This is a genomic window from Pareuzebyella sediminis (assembly GCF_008367235.1).
GTDB lineage: Bacteria > Bacteroidota > Bacteroidia > Flavobacteriales > Flavobacteriaceae > Pareuzebyella > Pareuzebyella sediminis.
The window spans coordinates 412104-428577 of sequence record NZ_VTZS01000002.1; the positions used below are offsets into that span (position 1 = coordinate 412104).

8 protein-coding genes are annotated in these 16474 nt (G+C 42.2%); 3 read left to right on the forward strand and 5 right to left on the reverse strand.

Going from position 1 to position 16474, the window contains the following annotated elements:
* Positions 1–30 precede the first annotated feature (30 nt).
* From F2B13_RS08400 to F2B13_RS08420, 5 genes are all read right to left on the reverse strand, one after another.
* A complete protein-coding gene (locus F2B13_RS08400; RefSeq protein ID WP_449406415.1) occupies positions 31–3312 on the reverse strand; it encodes a VCBS repeat-containing protein in 3282 nt (1093 codons plus the stop codon).
* Entirely contained in the window at positions 3312–3923 is a 612-nt protein-coding gene (locus tag F2B13_RS08405) for a hypothetical protein (protein ID WP_149274630.1), read from the reverse strand. The genes F2B13_RS08400 and F2B13_RS08405 overlap by 1 nt, the downstream gene beginning before the upstream one ends.
* Positions 3883–7158 carry a VCBS repeat-containing protein gene (locus tag F2B13_RS08410; RefSeq protein ID WP_149303987.1) on the reverse strand — a complete coding sequence of 1092 codons (3276 nt, stop codon included), beginning with the start codon at positions 7156–7158 and terminating at the stop codon, positions 3883–3885. Before F2B13_RS08410 ends, F2B13_RS08405 begins: the two co-directional genes overlap by 41 nt.
* 66 nt (positions 7159–7224) lie before the next feature.
* Entirely contained in the window at positions 7225–8817 is a 1593-nt protein-coding gene (locus F2B13_RS08415; protein WP_149274632.1) for a RagB/SusD family nutrient uptake outer membrane protein, read from the reverse strand.
* A gap of 9 nt (positions 8818–8826) precedes the next feature.
* Entirely contained in the window at positions 8827–11847 is a 3021-nt protein-coding gene (locus tag F2B13_RS08420; protein ID WP_149274633.1) for a SusC/RagA family TonB-linked outer membrane protein, read from the reverse strand.
* A 338-nt stretch (positions 11848–12185) separates the two neighbouring features.
* On the opposite strand from F2B13_RS08420, the gene F2B13_RS08425 reads away from it, so the two are divergent.
* The 3 genes from F2B13_RS08425 to F2B13_RS08435 all read left to right on the forward strand — a co-directional run bounded on the left by F2B13_RS08425 (position 12186) and on the right by F2B13_RS08435 (position 16467).
* Positions 12186–13223, forward strand: coding sequence for a LacI family DNA-binding transcriptional regulator (locus tag F2B13_RS08425; protein ID WP_149274634.1), 1038 nt, complete (start codon positions 12186–12188; stop codon positions 13221–13223).
* 168 nt (positions 13224–13391) lie between these two features.
* Positions 13392–14048, forward strand: coding sequence for a beta-phosphoglucomutase (gene pgmB, locus F2B13_RS08430; RefSeq protein ID WP_149303988.1), 657 nt, complete (start codon positions 13392–13394; stop codon positions 14046–14048).
* A gap of 112 nt (positions 14049–14160) precedes the next feature.
* Positions 14161–16467, forward strand: coding sequence for a glycoside hydrolase family 65 protein (locus F2B13_RS08435; protein WP_149303989.1), 2307 nt, complete (start codon positions 14161–14163; stop codon positions 16465–16467).
* Positions 16468–16474 lie beyond the last annotated feature (7 nt).

Consider the following 16474-nt stretch of genomic DNA (forward strand, 5'->3'; position numbering starts at 1 on the left):
AAAAGATTATTCGGAGTACTACTCTCATTCCTAAAATTTAAATAGTGCTAGCGGGTCACTATTCCGCGCAATTATCAAGGTATCTCCATCAACGAACATGTCTCGAGTTTCTCCATTTACATGGAGTCCCTCACCATCCGGATAGCCTTTGAAATTCATATTTCCTTGGTTTTCCAGATATACACCGTAACTAGCATCGTACCTTCCCATTTCGGGCTTGACCCCGAAAAGGTTTCCTCCCAATACCAGATCAAGGTCTCCATCAGCATCGAAGTCATTGGCTGCGATAGCATAAACGGTAGAATATTGGGCCTCTATGGGTAGGGGCCGGACTTCAAAGCTGAGGTTGCCCTTATTGATCAATACGACAGATTCAAAGGTGTTCGCAGTCAGTTTTCTAGCGTCAATCAATTCTTCTTCGGTAAAAATAGTGCCGATATCGGCAGCTTTGAAGGAGTCATAGTTTGGGAACCTCTTTGTCAATGTTTTTAATTGTGCCGTCAAATCATGGCGCAGGGCATAAGGATAATCTTTGCCGTCTTCCGATCTGAAAGCGAGAATCGGATCTATAAAGCCATTACCGTCAAAGTCTTTTGAGAAAAGGGTTACCGGCTTTTTTTCAGTGGCCCTGAACCTACTGTTCAAACCTAGGTTCCCCAATACGAAATCTAAATCGCCGTCATTGTCAAGATCTGCTTTTTCAATGGTGTTCCACCATCCCTTCTTGTTCGCCAACTCATTTTTGGTAGAACGGCTGAACGTTCCATTTTCATTAGTAAGCACTTCAATTCCCATAAATTCACCAACAACCAATAAATCTTCGTCACGGTCGCCGTCAATATCGCCAAAAACTGCGTCCGTAATCATTCCGATATTTTGCAGTACTTTAGCTTTTTCACTTGTAACATCCTTGAAATGGCCTTTACCGTCATTTTGAAGAATAAAGCCCGAACAGGAAGCCCCATACTTTAAAGGTATGGTGCGTTCGCCTACAAAAAGGTCTAAGTCGCCATCGCCATCTATATCGGATGCGGCAACGGTCGAAGTGCTATGTACATTGATGGCCGTCGGTAGTTTCTGTTCGGATAGTGTAAAATTACCCTTTCCGTCATTGAAATACAGCCGATCGAAAAAGGCAGATGAATATTGTGAGAATTCAACGCCCCCACTGCATACATAAAGATCAAGATCTCCATCATTATCGGCATCGAAGAATACATTGCCCAAATCTTCCGAATCGCTATTCTTGATAAAATCAGGGACTATTTTTTTAACGTAGCCCTGGGCAGTATTAATCAATAGAGTAGCAGAATTCCCTTTTGATCCGCCTAGGAAAAGATCTTTTTTGCCATCATTGTTAACATCGGCCAAAGAGCCAAGTGGCCCCTCGGTGCTGCACATATGGCTTAACAGTCTTTCGCGGTCAAAATCGATAAATCGATTCTCTTGATGAACGTAGTCGATTTGGCCATTGAGTTGCTCAAACAAAGGTTGCCTTTTTGTTTCTTCCCGATCGATATCTTTCGCATCTTTTTCAAAGAGGGTAATAGTCTGATCGACCTGAATTTTTTTAAGTTTTGTTTCTTTTCCTGAAGGCCAAATTATTTTTGCCGAGACAGGGTCGCCCGATCTAAGACCAATATTGGGACGCACATCCACACTGGATTGAAACCCCCTTACCGGTTGATTTTCTATCGAAATAGCTTGTGGATATAGAATAATCTTAGCGCCTACGGCATGGGTGTTCTTATTTTCACCTCGAAGATCGAATTTGAGGTAGTGCCCTTTTTTGGTATCCATTGTGGTATTTTGGTACACAAAACTCTCCATATTGAGGTTGTTGACGACCAGATCGAGATCGCCATCGTTATCGAGGTCCCCATATGCAGCCCCATTGGAAAAACTTTCGGTCAGCAAACCCGAATCTTCAAAGCTTTCGAATTTTAAGTTCCCGAAATTTTTATAGGCGTGGTTTTTGAGTTTATTGGATGGAATAATATCGATAAGCTTGGCGTAGTTGATAGTGTCGTTAGCCATCATAGACTTCAAGATTTCTTCATTTGAAATGTATTGAAGGTAGTCTTGATCGGTGAGGTCTCGGTAGGCTCCATTGGCAATAAAAAGGTCTTTAAGACCATCGTTGTCCATGTCAAAGATTAATGCACCCCAGCTCCAATCGGATGCTTCGACCCCACTTAGACGGCCAATTTCACTAAAAGAACTATTGGTGTTATTGAGTTGTAGGGTATTGCGTGTGAATTGATGGTAATAGCCCGTATTTATTTTAAGCTGATATTTATTCCAATCCTCAAATGTGGTTACGCTTTTTAACCGTTGATAGTCTGACGGGAGCATTTCGGTAACGAAAATATCATTGTAACCATCGTTATTAATGTCTGCCATGTCCGCCCCCATAGAGGCTCCGCTGGTCGCTGTAATCTGATTTTCCAGCTGTTCGTCAAAGGTTCCATCTTTTTGGTTGATGTAGAGATAGTCTCTTTCAAAAAAGTCATTGGAAACATATATATCTTCCCACCCATCATTATTTACGTCTCCGACGGTTACCCCCAAACCAAAGCCCACAATACTGCCATAAATTCCTGCCTTTTCACTTACATCTATAAATGAGCCTCCTTGGTTTTCCATTAATTTATCACCGCCCAAAGCATCCCTTTTATTGCGCTCGTTCTTCTTAAGGTCGAAACCGCCTATAGCTTTGTAAGAGTTGTTCAAAATATAGGCGTCGAGATCTCCGTCTTTGTCATAGTCAAAGAAAGAAGCATGTGTTGAAAAGCCTTTGTCGTCAAGATTATATTCGGCCGCCATTTCGGAGAACGTAAGATCGCCATTGTTAATAAAAAGCTCGTTCTGCTTGTTCTCTCCGTTAAGATCACCGGAATTACATACATAAATATCCAGATTTCCGTCTCCGTTGATATCTACCATGGTCACTCCGGTCGACCATGGTTTGGTACCCGCTGTGCCACTATCATCAGTAATATCTTTGAATTTAAAATCTCCCTGATTGAGAAATAATCTGTTTTTCCCTTGGTTCGCAGTGAAATATATATCTGGAAGATTATCGTTATTTATATCACCGATGGCTACACCCCCCCCATTATAGTAGTTTCGATAGGTGTAAACATTGAACGAATTATCGTATGACAATGTATTGGAAAAATCAATGCCCGTTTCAGAGGCTTTCTTCAGCTTGAAAATCTGTGTTAGAGGGTCCTGTTTTGGCTCGTTTTCTTGAGTACAGCAAAGAAATATCAGGGCACTAAAGAAAATGGGAATTTTTTTATACATCATCATTTGTCCAATGAATATCTTAGGTCGTCGATTCGCGCTTTTACAATTCGATTATCATCAAGTGGTTTTATGAGTATACGTCGATTACCGTCAATTTTGACATACACTTCAGAGGTGTCTTTCTTCATGCGAAGTTGTATGAAGTCATTGCCGGGATACCATTTTTTTAAAGAGTCCTTTACCGAGTGTATTAGTTCATGGGATTGTAATTTTTCGTTCCACAATGACCAACCATCATATGAGAACTGAAAATTCATGCCCGTCATGGTATTGCTATCGTTAAAAATACCATAAAAAAGCATGGTGATGGCATATTGCAAGCCTTGTCCTTTTTTCTTGGGCAGTTTGTATTCAACGAACTGGTTATTGGGCCCCTGCTTAACAATCCCTTTGGAGTTCAATTGCCAACACCGGTCGAAAAATTCCTTTTTGGTCTGACCAAATCTCATGCCAAAAAGTAATGAATCATGAATGGTTCCTTTTGCCATTTCTTCTTTTACAAGCGAATCATATTTCGTCACTTCCGAAGAGCAACTAGCCACAGCCATGAACATAAGAATGGCGGTGTATTTATAGATTGCCCCTTTTTTTGTAAAATACAGTACTGTCATTGTTTATTATTGCAATTAGTGTTTTTTCACCTGCAATCGAGGACCAACTTAAAGACCGTATCTGCCCCTTGATATGCAAAGGGAATACCTTTTGGTTGATCGCGGTATTTTTTTGAATAAGGGGGCCAAAGATACCCCATCCTAAGGAAGCATCATACCTTCCGAACTGGGGTTTAACAAGAAATTGGTTTCCGCCAAAGAAAACATCCGTTAAACCATCTCCATCAATATCTTCTACAGTTATACTGTATATAGGGGCATATTGGATTTCCTCTGGAAGAGCCCTTGCAGTAAATCGCCCATTTTTATTTACAAAGATAGTACTCTCCAATATTTTTATGTCGCAAGTAAATGCTTGGTTCAAGGCTTCTTTAGGAAAAATTGAGGCCATGTTGGCTTTTGCATAATCTTTATAGTATAACAATTTTTTTCTGAGCTCGGGAATTTGGGATATGAGCTCGTCCTTATCGACAATAGGGTAGTAGTTTCCGTTTCTTTCTTTGGTAATAAGTTGTTCCTGAAACCCGTTCTTGTCGAAATCCGAAATAAACATGCGCATATCGGGTTCGTAGAAATTATTCCGCCCTACATTGCCCGCTACAATATCTAAATCTCCATCATCATCTGCATCGACGAGCTCAAGGGCGGTCCACATGCCGTTCGTATCTTGAAAACCGAATGAGTCGCTTTCATCCACGAATTTACCATTCGTTTGAATGAACGCCTTCAGGGGCATCCATTCCCCTGCTAGTATTAAATCTTTTTGACCGTCTTGGTTTAAATCTAACCATCGAGCATCGGTAATCATTCCGATATCTTTTAGGGTCTGTATTACAGTGAATTCACCACGCCCATTGTTTTGGAGGAGGTATCCTGATCCGGGTAAACCATAGGTATTCGCCTTATATCTTTCCCCAATGAATAAGTCGATATCGCCATCACGGTCATAATCTGCCGGTTTCACTACCGACGTGCTTATTGGTGATGAAAAGCTTAGTGCGGTCGATGCTTTCACAAAGGAAGCTCCATTGTTTATATAGTATGCATCGTTAAGGTCTGTAGAGTAGGCCGAATAGGCCTTTCCCCCATGGCACACGTAAAGGTCAAGGTCTCCGTCGTTATCTCCGTCAAAGAATTCGGCGTGTGTATCCTCTGAATTTTTTTCTTCCTCGAATGGGCCGAGCTGTTGAACATACCCTTTCGGGGAAGACAAATAGAGTTGTCCGCTCTGCGCCTTAGCACCTCCTATAAAATAATCCGGAAGACCGTCGTTATTTACATCGGCGGTCGCGAAAGCAGGCCCTTCATTGCTATACATCTGGGGGAGTAAACGTTCATTGTTGAAATCGATATATTTATTCTCTTTGTGAAGAAAAGTAAAGGGGGGTGAAACTTTTTCAAGAAGTATCTCTTCATTTTGTGTGCCTCGGTATTCCGAAGAGGCCACATTTACATTGGGATGAACGGTATATTGCCTGTTGGTGGATAAGTCCTTCATTACCTGAGTGTTGCCGTCAGGCCATTCTATAATAAGGGAGTCGATTTTTTTGGTCTCCCCAACCCCAAAATGAATAGTTGGGGGTACACTACTCTGAAACCCTCGGGAAACGAAGTTTTCAGCGTAACTCGATTTATCATCCCCATATTTTATGATGGCTTTGGCCGCAATACCCTTGGTGTTACCCTTCTCTTGATCAAATTTTATTTGGATACTCCGATGATTCAAGGTATCCGTGTGATTTTCGTACACCATAGAGGCCATATTCACATTGTTTAAAACCAAGTCAAGGTCACCGTCATTATCGAGGTCTGCATATGCACTGCCGTTACTGAAAGAAGGTGTCTCAAGGCCCCAAGCTGCACTGCTGTTTTCAAATCGGAATCTACCTAAATTGCGATATGCCACATTCGGCACAGGCTTGGATGGCATAGCGTCAATCAGTTTTGTGATGACATTTTTTTTGTTGCTGTTTATTTTGGCCTGAACGGCTTCTTGATTTGCCTCAAAATTAAGATAATCACGATCGAGCAGATCTTTGAAAATGCCATTGCTGATAAAAATATCGCGCAAGCCGTCATTGTCCATATCAAAAAGTAGGGCGGCCCAACTCCATTCCGTAGCCGAAACATTCGCTTGCCGGCCTATTTCCGAAAAGGACCTGTTCCCAAAATTGCGTTGTAAGGTGTTGCGGGGATACTGATAGTAATATCCTTGTTTAACCGCGAGGTCATGTTTATCCCAAGATTCGAACACTGTCTTTGTTTTTTTTCTTTCATCGCTCAGTGGCAGCATTTCGGTTACCATCAGGTCTGGAAGCATGTCGTTGTTAAGATCCGCCATGTCGGCTCCCATGGAACCCATGGATATTGATCCGAAATATGATTCCAGTTCTTCTGAAAACCCACCTTGTCGGTTGTTGATATATAGGTAATCACGTTCGAAAAAATCGTTCGAAATGAAAATATCCGTCCAGTTGTCGCTATTGAAATCTCCTAGGGTAATTCCTAGCCCAAACCCTATCTTGCTTGAATAAATACCTGCTTCCTCAGTAATATCCTTAAAATTTCCATGGTCATTTCTAAAAAACTTATTTCCGTTACCCTGCTCGTCAGGTATGTTCCGTTGATCGCGAACCAGGTCAAAACCTCCAATCGATTTTAAGGAGTTGTTCAAAACATAGGCGTCAAGATCTCCATCCTTATCATAATCAAAAAATGCAGCATGAACAGAGAGTCCTTCCACGTCGAGGCCATAGGCTTTTGAAGATTCGTTAAATGTGAGGTCGCCGTTGTTTATAAAAAGTTCATTATGTCGATTGGCCCCTCCTGGTTTCCCTGATTTGCAAACATAAATATCAAGAAGGCCATCTCCATTGATATCGACGAAGGTGGCGCCCGTAGACCATACATTCGGACAACCCACTCCAGCTTGTTTCGTTATATCCTTAAATGTCCAATTCCCTTGATTTAGATAGAGCTTGTTGTCGACCATATTTCCGGTGAAGTAGATATCTTCGAGACCATCATTGTTGATGTCTCCGATAGCCACTCCGCCACCATTATAGAAATTTCTGTAGAGATAAGGGTTGAAATTTTCGGTATATACCAAGGTATTTTCAAAAGTAATCCCTGTTACCGACGAATCTTTGAGTGAAAACAATGGAGTTGCACTGTCCGTGGAATGCTTCGCACAGGATACCAATAGTAAGAATACAAGTATGCGTGTAAGCCTCATTTTAGGGAGTGAAAAAAAAAGGGTTGTTCGTTTGAACAACCCTTGCAATTTAAAAAAACATCTAAATTAATACCCAGGGTTCTGTGTTAAAGAACCACCAGAGGCATCGATTTGAGCCTGTGGTATCGGGAATAATCTTTTGTTCGGGTCGGAGTCCGTTTTCTCCCACCAGGCATCTTCGTATTTGCCAAAGCGAATCAAATCTATTCTTCGGCTAGATTCCTGAAACATTTCTTTGCCCCTTTCGGCCAAGAAACCGTCTGCATCTATAGAGGCTAGGGGGGCGAGACCAGCGCGATCTCTCAAGGCATTTACATCGGGTAAGGCCATACTCCAGTCTCCTGCGGCACGTGCCATAGCTTCTGCCCTCATTAAGTGTACGTCACCCAATCGAACGATGGGATAATCGTTGTTCATATTTGCTCTTTGAAAGAGGGCGAAACTGAATTTCTTCATTCGTGTTCCTCCATCACGGATGGCGTTTGGCTCCAATTCATTAATTGCCGGTTTGTAATTGATGACAAGATTATCGTCATCAGCGGCATAATCAAGCAGAGGGTCACCGTTAAAATCGGTCTGGGGCCCTTCCAAAAAGTTGGCTTCCTTTCGTAAGTCGTCGTCTTCAAAACTGTTGTAAAACTCTTCAAGTACGACAAACCCGTTCCAAGGTTGTTCATCTAACCCCCAAGTCAATTGGCTGGGGCCGTGTAAGGTCATCATATTAAAGTTCATTCCGCCACCACCGGTCTCATCGTACTCTATCGACCATATGATTTCAGGATTATTCTCATTATTGGGTGCAAAAATCGCAGCATATCCTTCAAGCGTTTCCGGATCACTTGGCACACCAGGCCTTTTTGCCAAGTTGGGTACCGAACAACCTACTCCACAAAGTTGGTACGGACTGTTGTCTAGAATATATTCAGAGGCCCATTGTGCTTCTTCCCAACGTGCGGTACCGGTATATACTTCAGCATTCAAATATAATTTTGAAAGAATACCCAAAGCGGCATACTGATTGATTCTATAACTGCTAATATCAGTGTTTAGTGGGCTGGATGATAAATCCATAGTTGCGGTCACTGCGGGAATTCCAAGCGAGGCCAAAAGTTCGCTCTCTACAAAATCAAAGACTTCTTGGCGGCTTGATTGGGGGGCGTCGGCACCGGGAGCCGTTATTATTTTAACCCTGCCGAAGCCATCTAGCAATCTCCAATAGAAGTATGCTCTCAATGCCCGCACTTGGGCGGTTTGATTGGCATTTAAAGACCCTGCCAATGAGGTATTGCATTCTCCGATACCGGCATAGGAATCGTTCCATAGTTCCACCACTCGATCATGGGTGGAGCCGTATGTATGACGATGCAATTGAATCCAGATACCACCATCAAACCAGTCGCCCCCTTTTTGGGTTACTGCAATGTCATCGGCTGTTACTGTGTTCGTAGCAAAGAAACCGGTATTACCTGCCGAACCTGCACGCAATCTAGCAAAGGGAGCCAGAAGAGCACCCCCCCCAGAATCACCACCGGCCGAAACACCATCATTAGAAAATTGCTGATCTTCGGTAAATGAATCCTCCAATTCATCTTCAAGGTCAGTACATGAAAATGCGATGAGCACTGTACTGAAAAGGACTATTTTTATGTATTGTCTCATAGTATTTTTTTAGAAATTAATATTGAGTCCCAATGTGAATGTTCTAGAAGTAAAATAACTATTTCTTCTATCGATACCTGGAGCTAGCGGATTAGCGGTTCCGGTGTTGATGCTTCCCGTATCGGTAATAACAATCTCGCCATTGGCACTATTGTTATCGCCGAAATCCGCAAGTACGGGTTCGGGGTCTGTACCTGAATATCCCGTAATGGTAAATAGGTTCTGCGCTGCCAAGGAAATCCGAATATCCTTGACATAGTCCCCGTTAATATTCCAATTATAACCAACGGAAAGGTTGTCCAAGCGCACAAAATCAGCTTTCTCGACATAATATGAACTAAATTGGGCAGTTTTGATGTCAGACCTTGCATACTTCGTATTGATGAAGTTATAGGAGGACTGCGACCCGATAATAGGCTCGTAAAAGGCTCGGAAGGTGTTCACTAGACTGTGACCAAAAGCTCCTCTGAAAAAGAAATTGGCATCCCAATTACCAAAGGTGAATTGATTCGTCCAACCTATCTCGAAATCAGGAATCCCTTTACCCAACACTGCGAAATCGGCATTGTCTTCCAAAGCTTGACCTTGATCAGTTATTACTTGACCGTCTCCGTTTACATCTTCGAGAATGGGAGTGCCTTGTTCGTTAACATTACCGGTAAACACTGGTCCCCAAATCTGTCCTACTTCTTCCCCTTCCCGTACCAAGATAACACTAGTGTTGTTTTGACCGGGAGATCCAAGATTCGCAATGACCTGATCTCCTTGTGGGTTTTCTTCCAAAGTGGTCTTATAGGTAGAAAACACCAATCCGGTATTATACGTTAGGCGCTCATTTTTGATGGCGTCATAATTGATGGTAAACTCAACACCATTAGTTCTCAATTTTCCTGCATTTTCATAACGTTGTGAAATACCACCGAATAAAGCGGCGTCCACGTTGACCAAACTAATGAAATCATCTATGTTTCTTGTGTATAGGTCTAAGGTTGCGGAAAGTCGGTCTGTAGCAAATTCGAAGCCAAGGTTTAACTCAGCTTTCTCCTCCCATTTCAAATCGGGGTTAGGAGCTCGAACTCCTTGACCTGTACTTGACCCGTCTGATCCACTTGTACCTGGGTTCACAGCATAGGTGGTGGCGAAAAGTCCCACTTCCGGTGGAATCGCACCCGTTACCCCATACCCTAGACGAGCCTTTAAAAGGTTCACATTCTCTAATTCCAAGTACTTGTTCAAGTCGGCACCGACAGCTACCGCTGGAAAAAGACCCCACTGGTTATCCGTACCGAATCGGCTAGAACCTTCGCGCCGTAGTGAGGCGTTCAGATAAATAGCATTATCGATGGTTGCGTTAAAGCGCCCGAAAAAGGCAACGATACGGTCACCATCCCTTCGATCACTATTGGCTTGAATCCGACCGGCTTCCGAAAGGTCTTGGGAGCTTTCTATGTTGTTCCTAAAGTCAAAATTAATTCCAGGGGGAAAGTCGCCCAAAGAAAAGAAAACCCCGTTGTAGTCAGATTCTTGAAATGAATACCCACCTGTCACTGTATAGGTAGTATGATCACTTATAGACCCCGTATAGGTAAGATAGCCTTCAAAAAGATCAAATCGTTCCTCTTCGGTCAAAAAATTGGCCAATCCGCGTGTCGTAGGGCTTACTGCATTTCCTAAATAGAGAGCCGTAGTCGGAAAGTATTGAGATCTGTTTCTTTTGATGTTCTGGGTAGCCATGTTTAAATTCGCTGAAAGATTATCGGTAAGTCGATAATTGAAATTCATACTGAAATTCAGCGTATTGGTCGTTCTATCATTGTCACTCTGCCGGGCAATGGAGGCTGGGTTGAAGCTATCGAAAAGCCCCAAAGTTTCAAAGAAGCCGCCATATTGCGAAGAAGAAAACGGGAAAGGAGCATCGGCTCCGAATACAGGTGCTGTCGGGTTGTAAGTCACTGCATATCTCAGAGACTCATTAAAGCCCAATTTACTGTCCCTTCTAGTCAGGGCCGAATTGAAATCGATCTTCAAACGGTCATCGAACAGGCGGGCAGTAATGTTGGTCCTTGCATTTACTTGTTTGAAACCTGAGTTGTATAGAATTCCATCCAACTTTCTAAAGTTTCCGGAAACTCGGTAAGCGACATCTTGGGTTCCACCAACAGCGGCGATATTCTGTACATGGGAATAGCCCGTTTGTGTCACTTCATCTATCCAGTCTGTGTTGCTTCCCAAATCATTTCCTCCGGCCTCCAAAAACTGTGGGCCATCCATAACATCAATCTGATTTGCAATACTCGAAGTGGCAAACTGCCCATTGTACGTAAGTCGCAACGGCTGCCCGGTTTTACCAGATTTCGTGGTTACCAAAATAACCCCTGCGGAGCCTCGGGTTCCATAAATTGCTGCCGCGGAACCATCCTTTAATACGGTAATGTTCTCGATATCGTTGGGGTCGACATTATTTAAAGAACCCCCAAGAACACCGTCAATCACTACCAAAGGTTCTTGGTTGCCCCCTATGGTCGAAATACCCCTAAGACGAACCGTGCCATTTGTATTTGGATCACCGCCTTTGTTTACTATGGTAAGCCCGGCCACTTTACCTTGGAGTAGTTGGGTGGGGTCGTTTACCGTACCCTGATTAAAATCTTCCGAGCTAACACTTGTAACCGCCGTGGTGATTTCTTTTTTCTGCTGGCTACCATAACCAACGACCACGACTTCTTCAAGGGCTTGTGCATCTTCCGCTAAGGTAATATCAATAGTCGTCTGTCCTGCGACAGGTATTTCTTGACCTTTGTACCCGATATAGCTGAAAAGGAGTACAGCATCCTCTCCTACATCCGAAATGGTGTAATTTCCATCAAAATCGGTTTGGGTTCCGTTCGTAGTTCCCTTGACAACAACACTTGCTCCTGGAAGAGGACCGTTGACATCGGAAACTGTTCCGGATACTTCTTGTGCTTGTATTAGCCCGAAGCATAAAAATATGCCGAAGACAAACAAGTTCTTCAGTAATCTGATTTTCATAAAGATTGTTTTAGTTGAGTTAAAATTCTTAACAAGCGTCGAAAATATGTAAAAATAATGTTAATTACATGCGCTGGTACGATTAAGCCCTTACGAAAACGGTTTCGTGTTAATAACTTTATCGGTTTATTATAATAATAAATAATGGAGGTTGCTTTTAAAGCATTTCAAATTATCTGTCTTTAAAATAAGAAAAAGTAGTTTAATTTCAAAAAAAGAAGATTTTGAAGGTATTCGGTTTCGATGGCAATGCAGTTGAAACATGGCCTACTGTTAAAAAAATTAAGAATTACGGCAATTCCTAATTTTTAAGCATTAAATTCCACTTTTTAAATGAAATGGGCAGTTTCAAACGTAAAATAACTTTAAAGCATATTGCGAGAGAATTGGAGGTATCTATCTCTACGGTTTCGAAGGCACTAAAGAATAGTGAAGAAATTAGTACAGAGACCAAAGAAAAGATTCAAGCCTTTGCCAAGCTGTATAATTACAAGCCGAACAATATTGCGATAAGTCTGAAGAACAAAAGAACAAAGACTATAGGAGTAGTGATTCCGGATATCGTTCACCACTTCTTTACTACTGTCTTTCGAGGAATTGAAAAATATGCCAATAATCGGGGATATAACGTCATTGTCTGTGTATCTGACGAATCTTTTGATAAAGAAGTTATTAATATGGAACTGTTGGCCAATGGCAGTATAGATGGCTTCATCATGTCGCTCTCGGCCGAAACCCAGCAAAAGAACGATTTTAACCATCTAAAGGAAGTCACGGAACAGGGCATCCCTTTGGTTTTGTTCGATCGCGTAACCGATGAGGTCGCTTGCGACAAGGTTATACTTAATGATAAAAAGATAGCATACGAGGCAACAAAGAAATTATTGTTGGATAACCGTAAACGCATTGCACTGTTGACGACGGAGAGTTATTTTAATGTGAGTGAAAAGCGAAATCAAGGATATAAAAAAGCACTCAAGGAATATGGTATTGACTACGACAAAAGATTGACACTTGTTCTGCCTTATAAAGGAGTTGATGAAAGCGACGTTCGGACTTTTTTCGAAAGGCAACAAATTGATGCCGTATTATGCGTAAATGAAATCTTTGCTATTCTCGCTATGTCGGTCGCTCAAAAAATGGGATATAAAATTCCCGAAGAGATTGCAGTAATCGGGTTTACTGATGGATTGTTATCGCAATATGCTAATCCTTCGCTTACAACAGTTGCCCAACACGGCGTAAAAATGGGTGAAATTGCTGCCGAGATGCTCATTAATAGGGTAGAGGCTGAGATGGAAAGCGATGAGGAGGTGTACAGGACGGAGGTCCTTCAGGCGACTTTGATAGAAAGAAACTCCACAGTTAATACATGATCTTTTACTGCTACTTTCCCTTGCAATGGTTTTTTGATTGTACGACTTTGTTTATTTTCACGCCTTGTTTTCCTAGCGGTATCCTCTTGTAGCGGTGAGCCTTCGTATCCCGTTACATTGATTAAAAATATATAGGATATTTACCATACTTATTTGAGCAATTTGAATATGAAGAAAAACGGTTTCATTTTCGACCTTGACGGCGTCATCGTCGACACGGCCAAATACCACTATCTAGCCTGGAAGAACTTGGCCAATAAGCTAGGTTTTGAATTTACGGAAGAACAGAATGAACTTTTTAAAGGAGTGAGTCGAAAGCGGTGTCTTGATATCTTACTTCAAATAGGTGGCGTCACCGCCACCCAGAAGCAGTTTGATCATTGGATGGGAGAAAAAAATAAAGAATATTTGCAATACATAGAAAATATGGATGCCTCCGAGATTTTATCAGATGTACCCAAAGTATTACATTTTCTAAAGGAAAAAAACATTCAGATGGCCGTAGGGTCGGCGAGTAAAAATGCAAGACCGATCTTGGAAAAGGTGGGTCTGATTTCTTATTTTAACACCATCATTGATGGTAACAATGTGACTAAGGCAAAACCTGACCCGGAAGTTTTTTTGCTTGCCGCACAAGAACTTGGGGTCAGACCCCAAGAGTGTGTGGTTTTTGAAGATGCCGTTGCCGGAATTCAGGCGGCCAAAAATGCCAGTATGACAAGTATAGGAATTGGTGATGCCAAAATTCTAGCGGAGGCCAATTACAACTTCAGGGATTTTACGGAAATTAGCCTTGATTTTTTGAATGCCGTAATCTATGAGTAGCATTTTGAATTCCACGTAATCGAGGCTATACCTTACATTGATGTGAAACCCATGGGTCACTAGATAACATCTGGTTTTTTAATTTTTGCAATAATTCTATATACCTAATCGAATGAATCAAGACTATATTATACCCGATGGCTGGTCGATTATCGAAGAAGGCTTCGATGCAAATCGTGTGAAATCATCGGAAAGTATTTTCAGTATTGGAAACGGGGCCATGGGGCAACGAGCCAATTTCGAAGAGACCTATTCGGGGAATACCTTTCAGGGAAGTTATATTGCCGGAGTTTATTACCCTGATAAAACGCGTGTAGGCTGGTGGAAGAATGGTTATCCTGAGTACTTTGCAAAAGTATTGAACGCCCCGAATTGGATAGGAATAGATATATACATCGAGGGTCAGTTGCTCGACTTGAACACGTGTTCGCAGGTCGTTGAATTTAGAAGGGAGCTCCATATGAAAGAGGGGGTTTACACACGCAATTTTAAGGCCGTAATGGCCAATTCAGCGGAAATAGAAGTGAAAGTCACACGCTTTTTAAGCCTTGAATTCGATGAAGTAGGGGCCATTAAGTATGAAGTAACACCCCTCAATTCGAAAAGGGAGATTACATTTCAACCTTATTTAGATAGCGGTATAACCAATGAAGACTCAAATTGGGACGATAAATTTTGGAATACTACGCGTATTGTTTCCGAGGGTAGTCAGGCATTTATAGAGTCACATACCCTGAAGACCAATTTTTCGGTGTGCACTTTTATGCATTGCCATTTAGACCTTAATGGCGTAAAATTGAATAACCTACCATCCGCCACAAAAGAAGAACAACGCGTCGGTCACCAGTACATCACCCAAGTAGAACCGGGAGAAACGTTGTCCCTCTACAAATTTGGCGGTTACACGGTTTCTCGTAATCATGCTGAGGACGATTTGATGCACGCGGCCAAGAAGGTATTGGCTCAGGTCACCGAACTTGGTTTCGATGCCCTATTGGAAAAACAAAAAAAGGCATGGGCCGAGATTTGGGAAATGAGCGATATTTCCATTGATGGCGATGTCAAGGCACAGCAGGGCATACGGTTCAATATTTTTCAGTTGAACCAAACTTATTTAGGGAAAGATTCACGTTTGAACATTGGTCCGAAAGGCTTTACGGGCGAGAAATACGGTGGAAGTACGTATTGGGATACCGAGGCCTATTGCATACCCTTCTATATGGCCACGAAAGACCAAAAAGTGGCACGTAACCTGTTGAAATATCGATATAACCATTTGGAAAAGGCCATTGAGAACGCTCAAAAATTGGGTTTTACCAAGGGTGCCGCCCTCTATCCTATGGTAACGATGAACGGTGAAGAATGCCATAACGAATGGGAAATTACTTTCGAGGAGATTCATCGCAACGGGGCTATCGCCTTCGCCATTTTCAATTATTGCAGGTTTACCGGAGATTACAGCTATATTCTAGAAATGGGTCTTGAGGTCCTTATTGGCATAGCACGTTTTTGGCAGCAAAGGGCCAATTTTTCCGAGCAAAAGAACAAATATGTAATCTTGGGGGTCACGGGGCCCAATGAGTATGAGAACAACGTGAACAATAATTGGTATACCAATTATTTGGCCAAATGGTGTATAACTTATACCATCGAGCAACTTCAAAAAGTAAAAGAGGGCTTTCCTGAAGATTACAAGCGGGTTATCGGAAAAACTGAAGTGACGGATACCGAAGTAAGGCAATGGGGCAAGGTGGCTGACCAAATGTATTTTCCATATGCTAAAGAACAAGGGGTGTTTTTACAGCAGGACGGTTTTTTAGATAAAGAGCTGATTACAGTAGAAAACCTGCCTAAGGCACAACGGCCCATTAATCAAAAATGGAGTTGGGATAGAATTCTCCGGTCGCCCTACATTAAACAGGCCGATGTGTTGCAAGGGTTCTATTTCTTCGAAGATCATTTCTCTTTGGAAGATTTAAAAAACCATTTTGATTTTTACGAACCCTTTACGGTTCACGAATCATCCCTATCCCCTTGTGTTCATAGTATTCAAGCGGCTAAACTGAATCAAATGGAGCAGGCCTACACCTTTTATTTGAGGACCTCGAGATTAGATTTAGACGATTACAACAAAGAGGTGGAAGAAGGCCTACATATTACCTCAATGGCAGGAACATGGATGAGCATCGTCGAGGGTTTCGGAGGTATGCGCGTCGTAGAGGATACATTGTCTTTTACGCCTCGAATTCCTTTACAATGGAAAGGGTATTCCTTTAAAGTAAATTTTAGGGATCAAATTGTAAAGGTTTCGGTCACCGCCCAAAAGACTCTTTTTCTGCTTACCGGAAAGAATGCGATCACCATTCAGGTCAATGGAAGCCCGGTGCAGTTGAGGCCTAATACCGCCGTTGAAATTTGAACAAAAA

Coding starts and splice junctions, on each gene's coding strand:
- F2B13_RS08410 (WP_149303987.1), bottom strand. CDS start 7,158: ATGAGGCTTACACGCATACTTGTATTCTTACTATTGGTATCCTGTGCG.
- F2B13_RS08405 (WP_149274630.1), bottom strand. CDS start 3,923: ATGACAGTACTGTATTTTACAAAAAAAGGGGCAATCTATAAATACACC.
- F2B13_RS08425 (WP_149274634.1), top strand. CDS start 12,186: ATGGGCAGTTTCAAACGTAAAATAACTTTAAAGCATATTGCGAGAGAA.
- F2B13_RS08420 (WP_149274633.1), bottom strand. CDS start 11,847: ATGAAAATCAGATTACTGAAGAACTTGTTTGTCTTCGGCATATTTTTA.
- F2B13_RS08415 (WP_149274632.1), bottom strand. CDS start 8,817: ATGAGACAATACATAAAAATAGTCCTTTTCAGTACAGTGCTCATCGCA.
- pgmB (WP_149303988.1), top strand. CDS start 13,392: ATGAAGAAAAACGGTTTCATTTTCGACCTTGACGGCGTCATCGTCGAC.
- F2B13_RS08435 (WP_149303989.1), top strand. CDS start 14,161: ATGAATCAAGACTATATTATACCCGATGGCTGGTCGATTATCGAAGAA.
- F2B13_RS08400 (WP_449406415.1), bottom strand. CDS start 3,312: ATGATGTATAAAAAAATTCCCATTTTCTTTAGTGCCCTGATATTTCTT.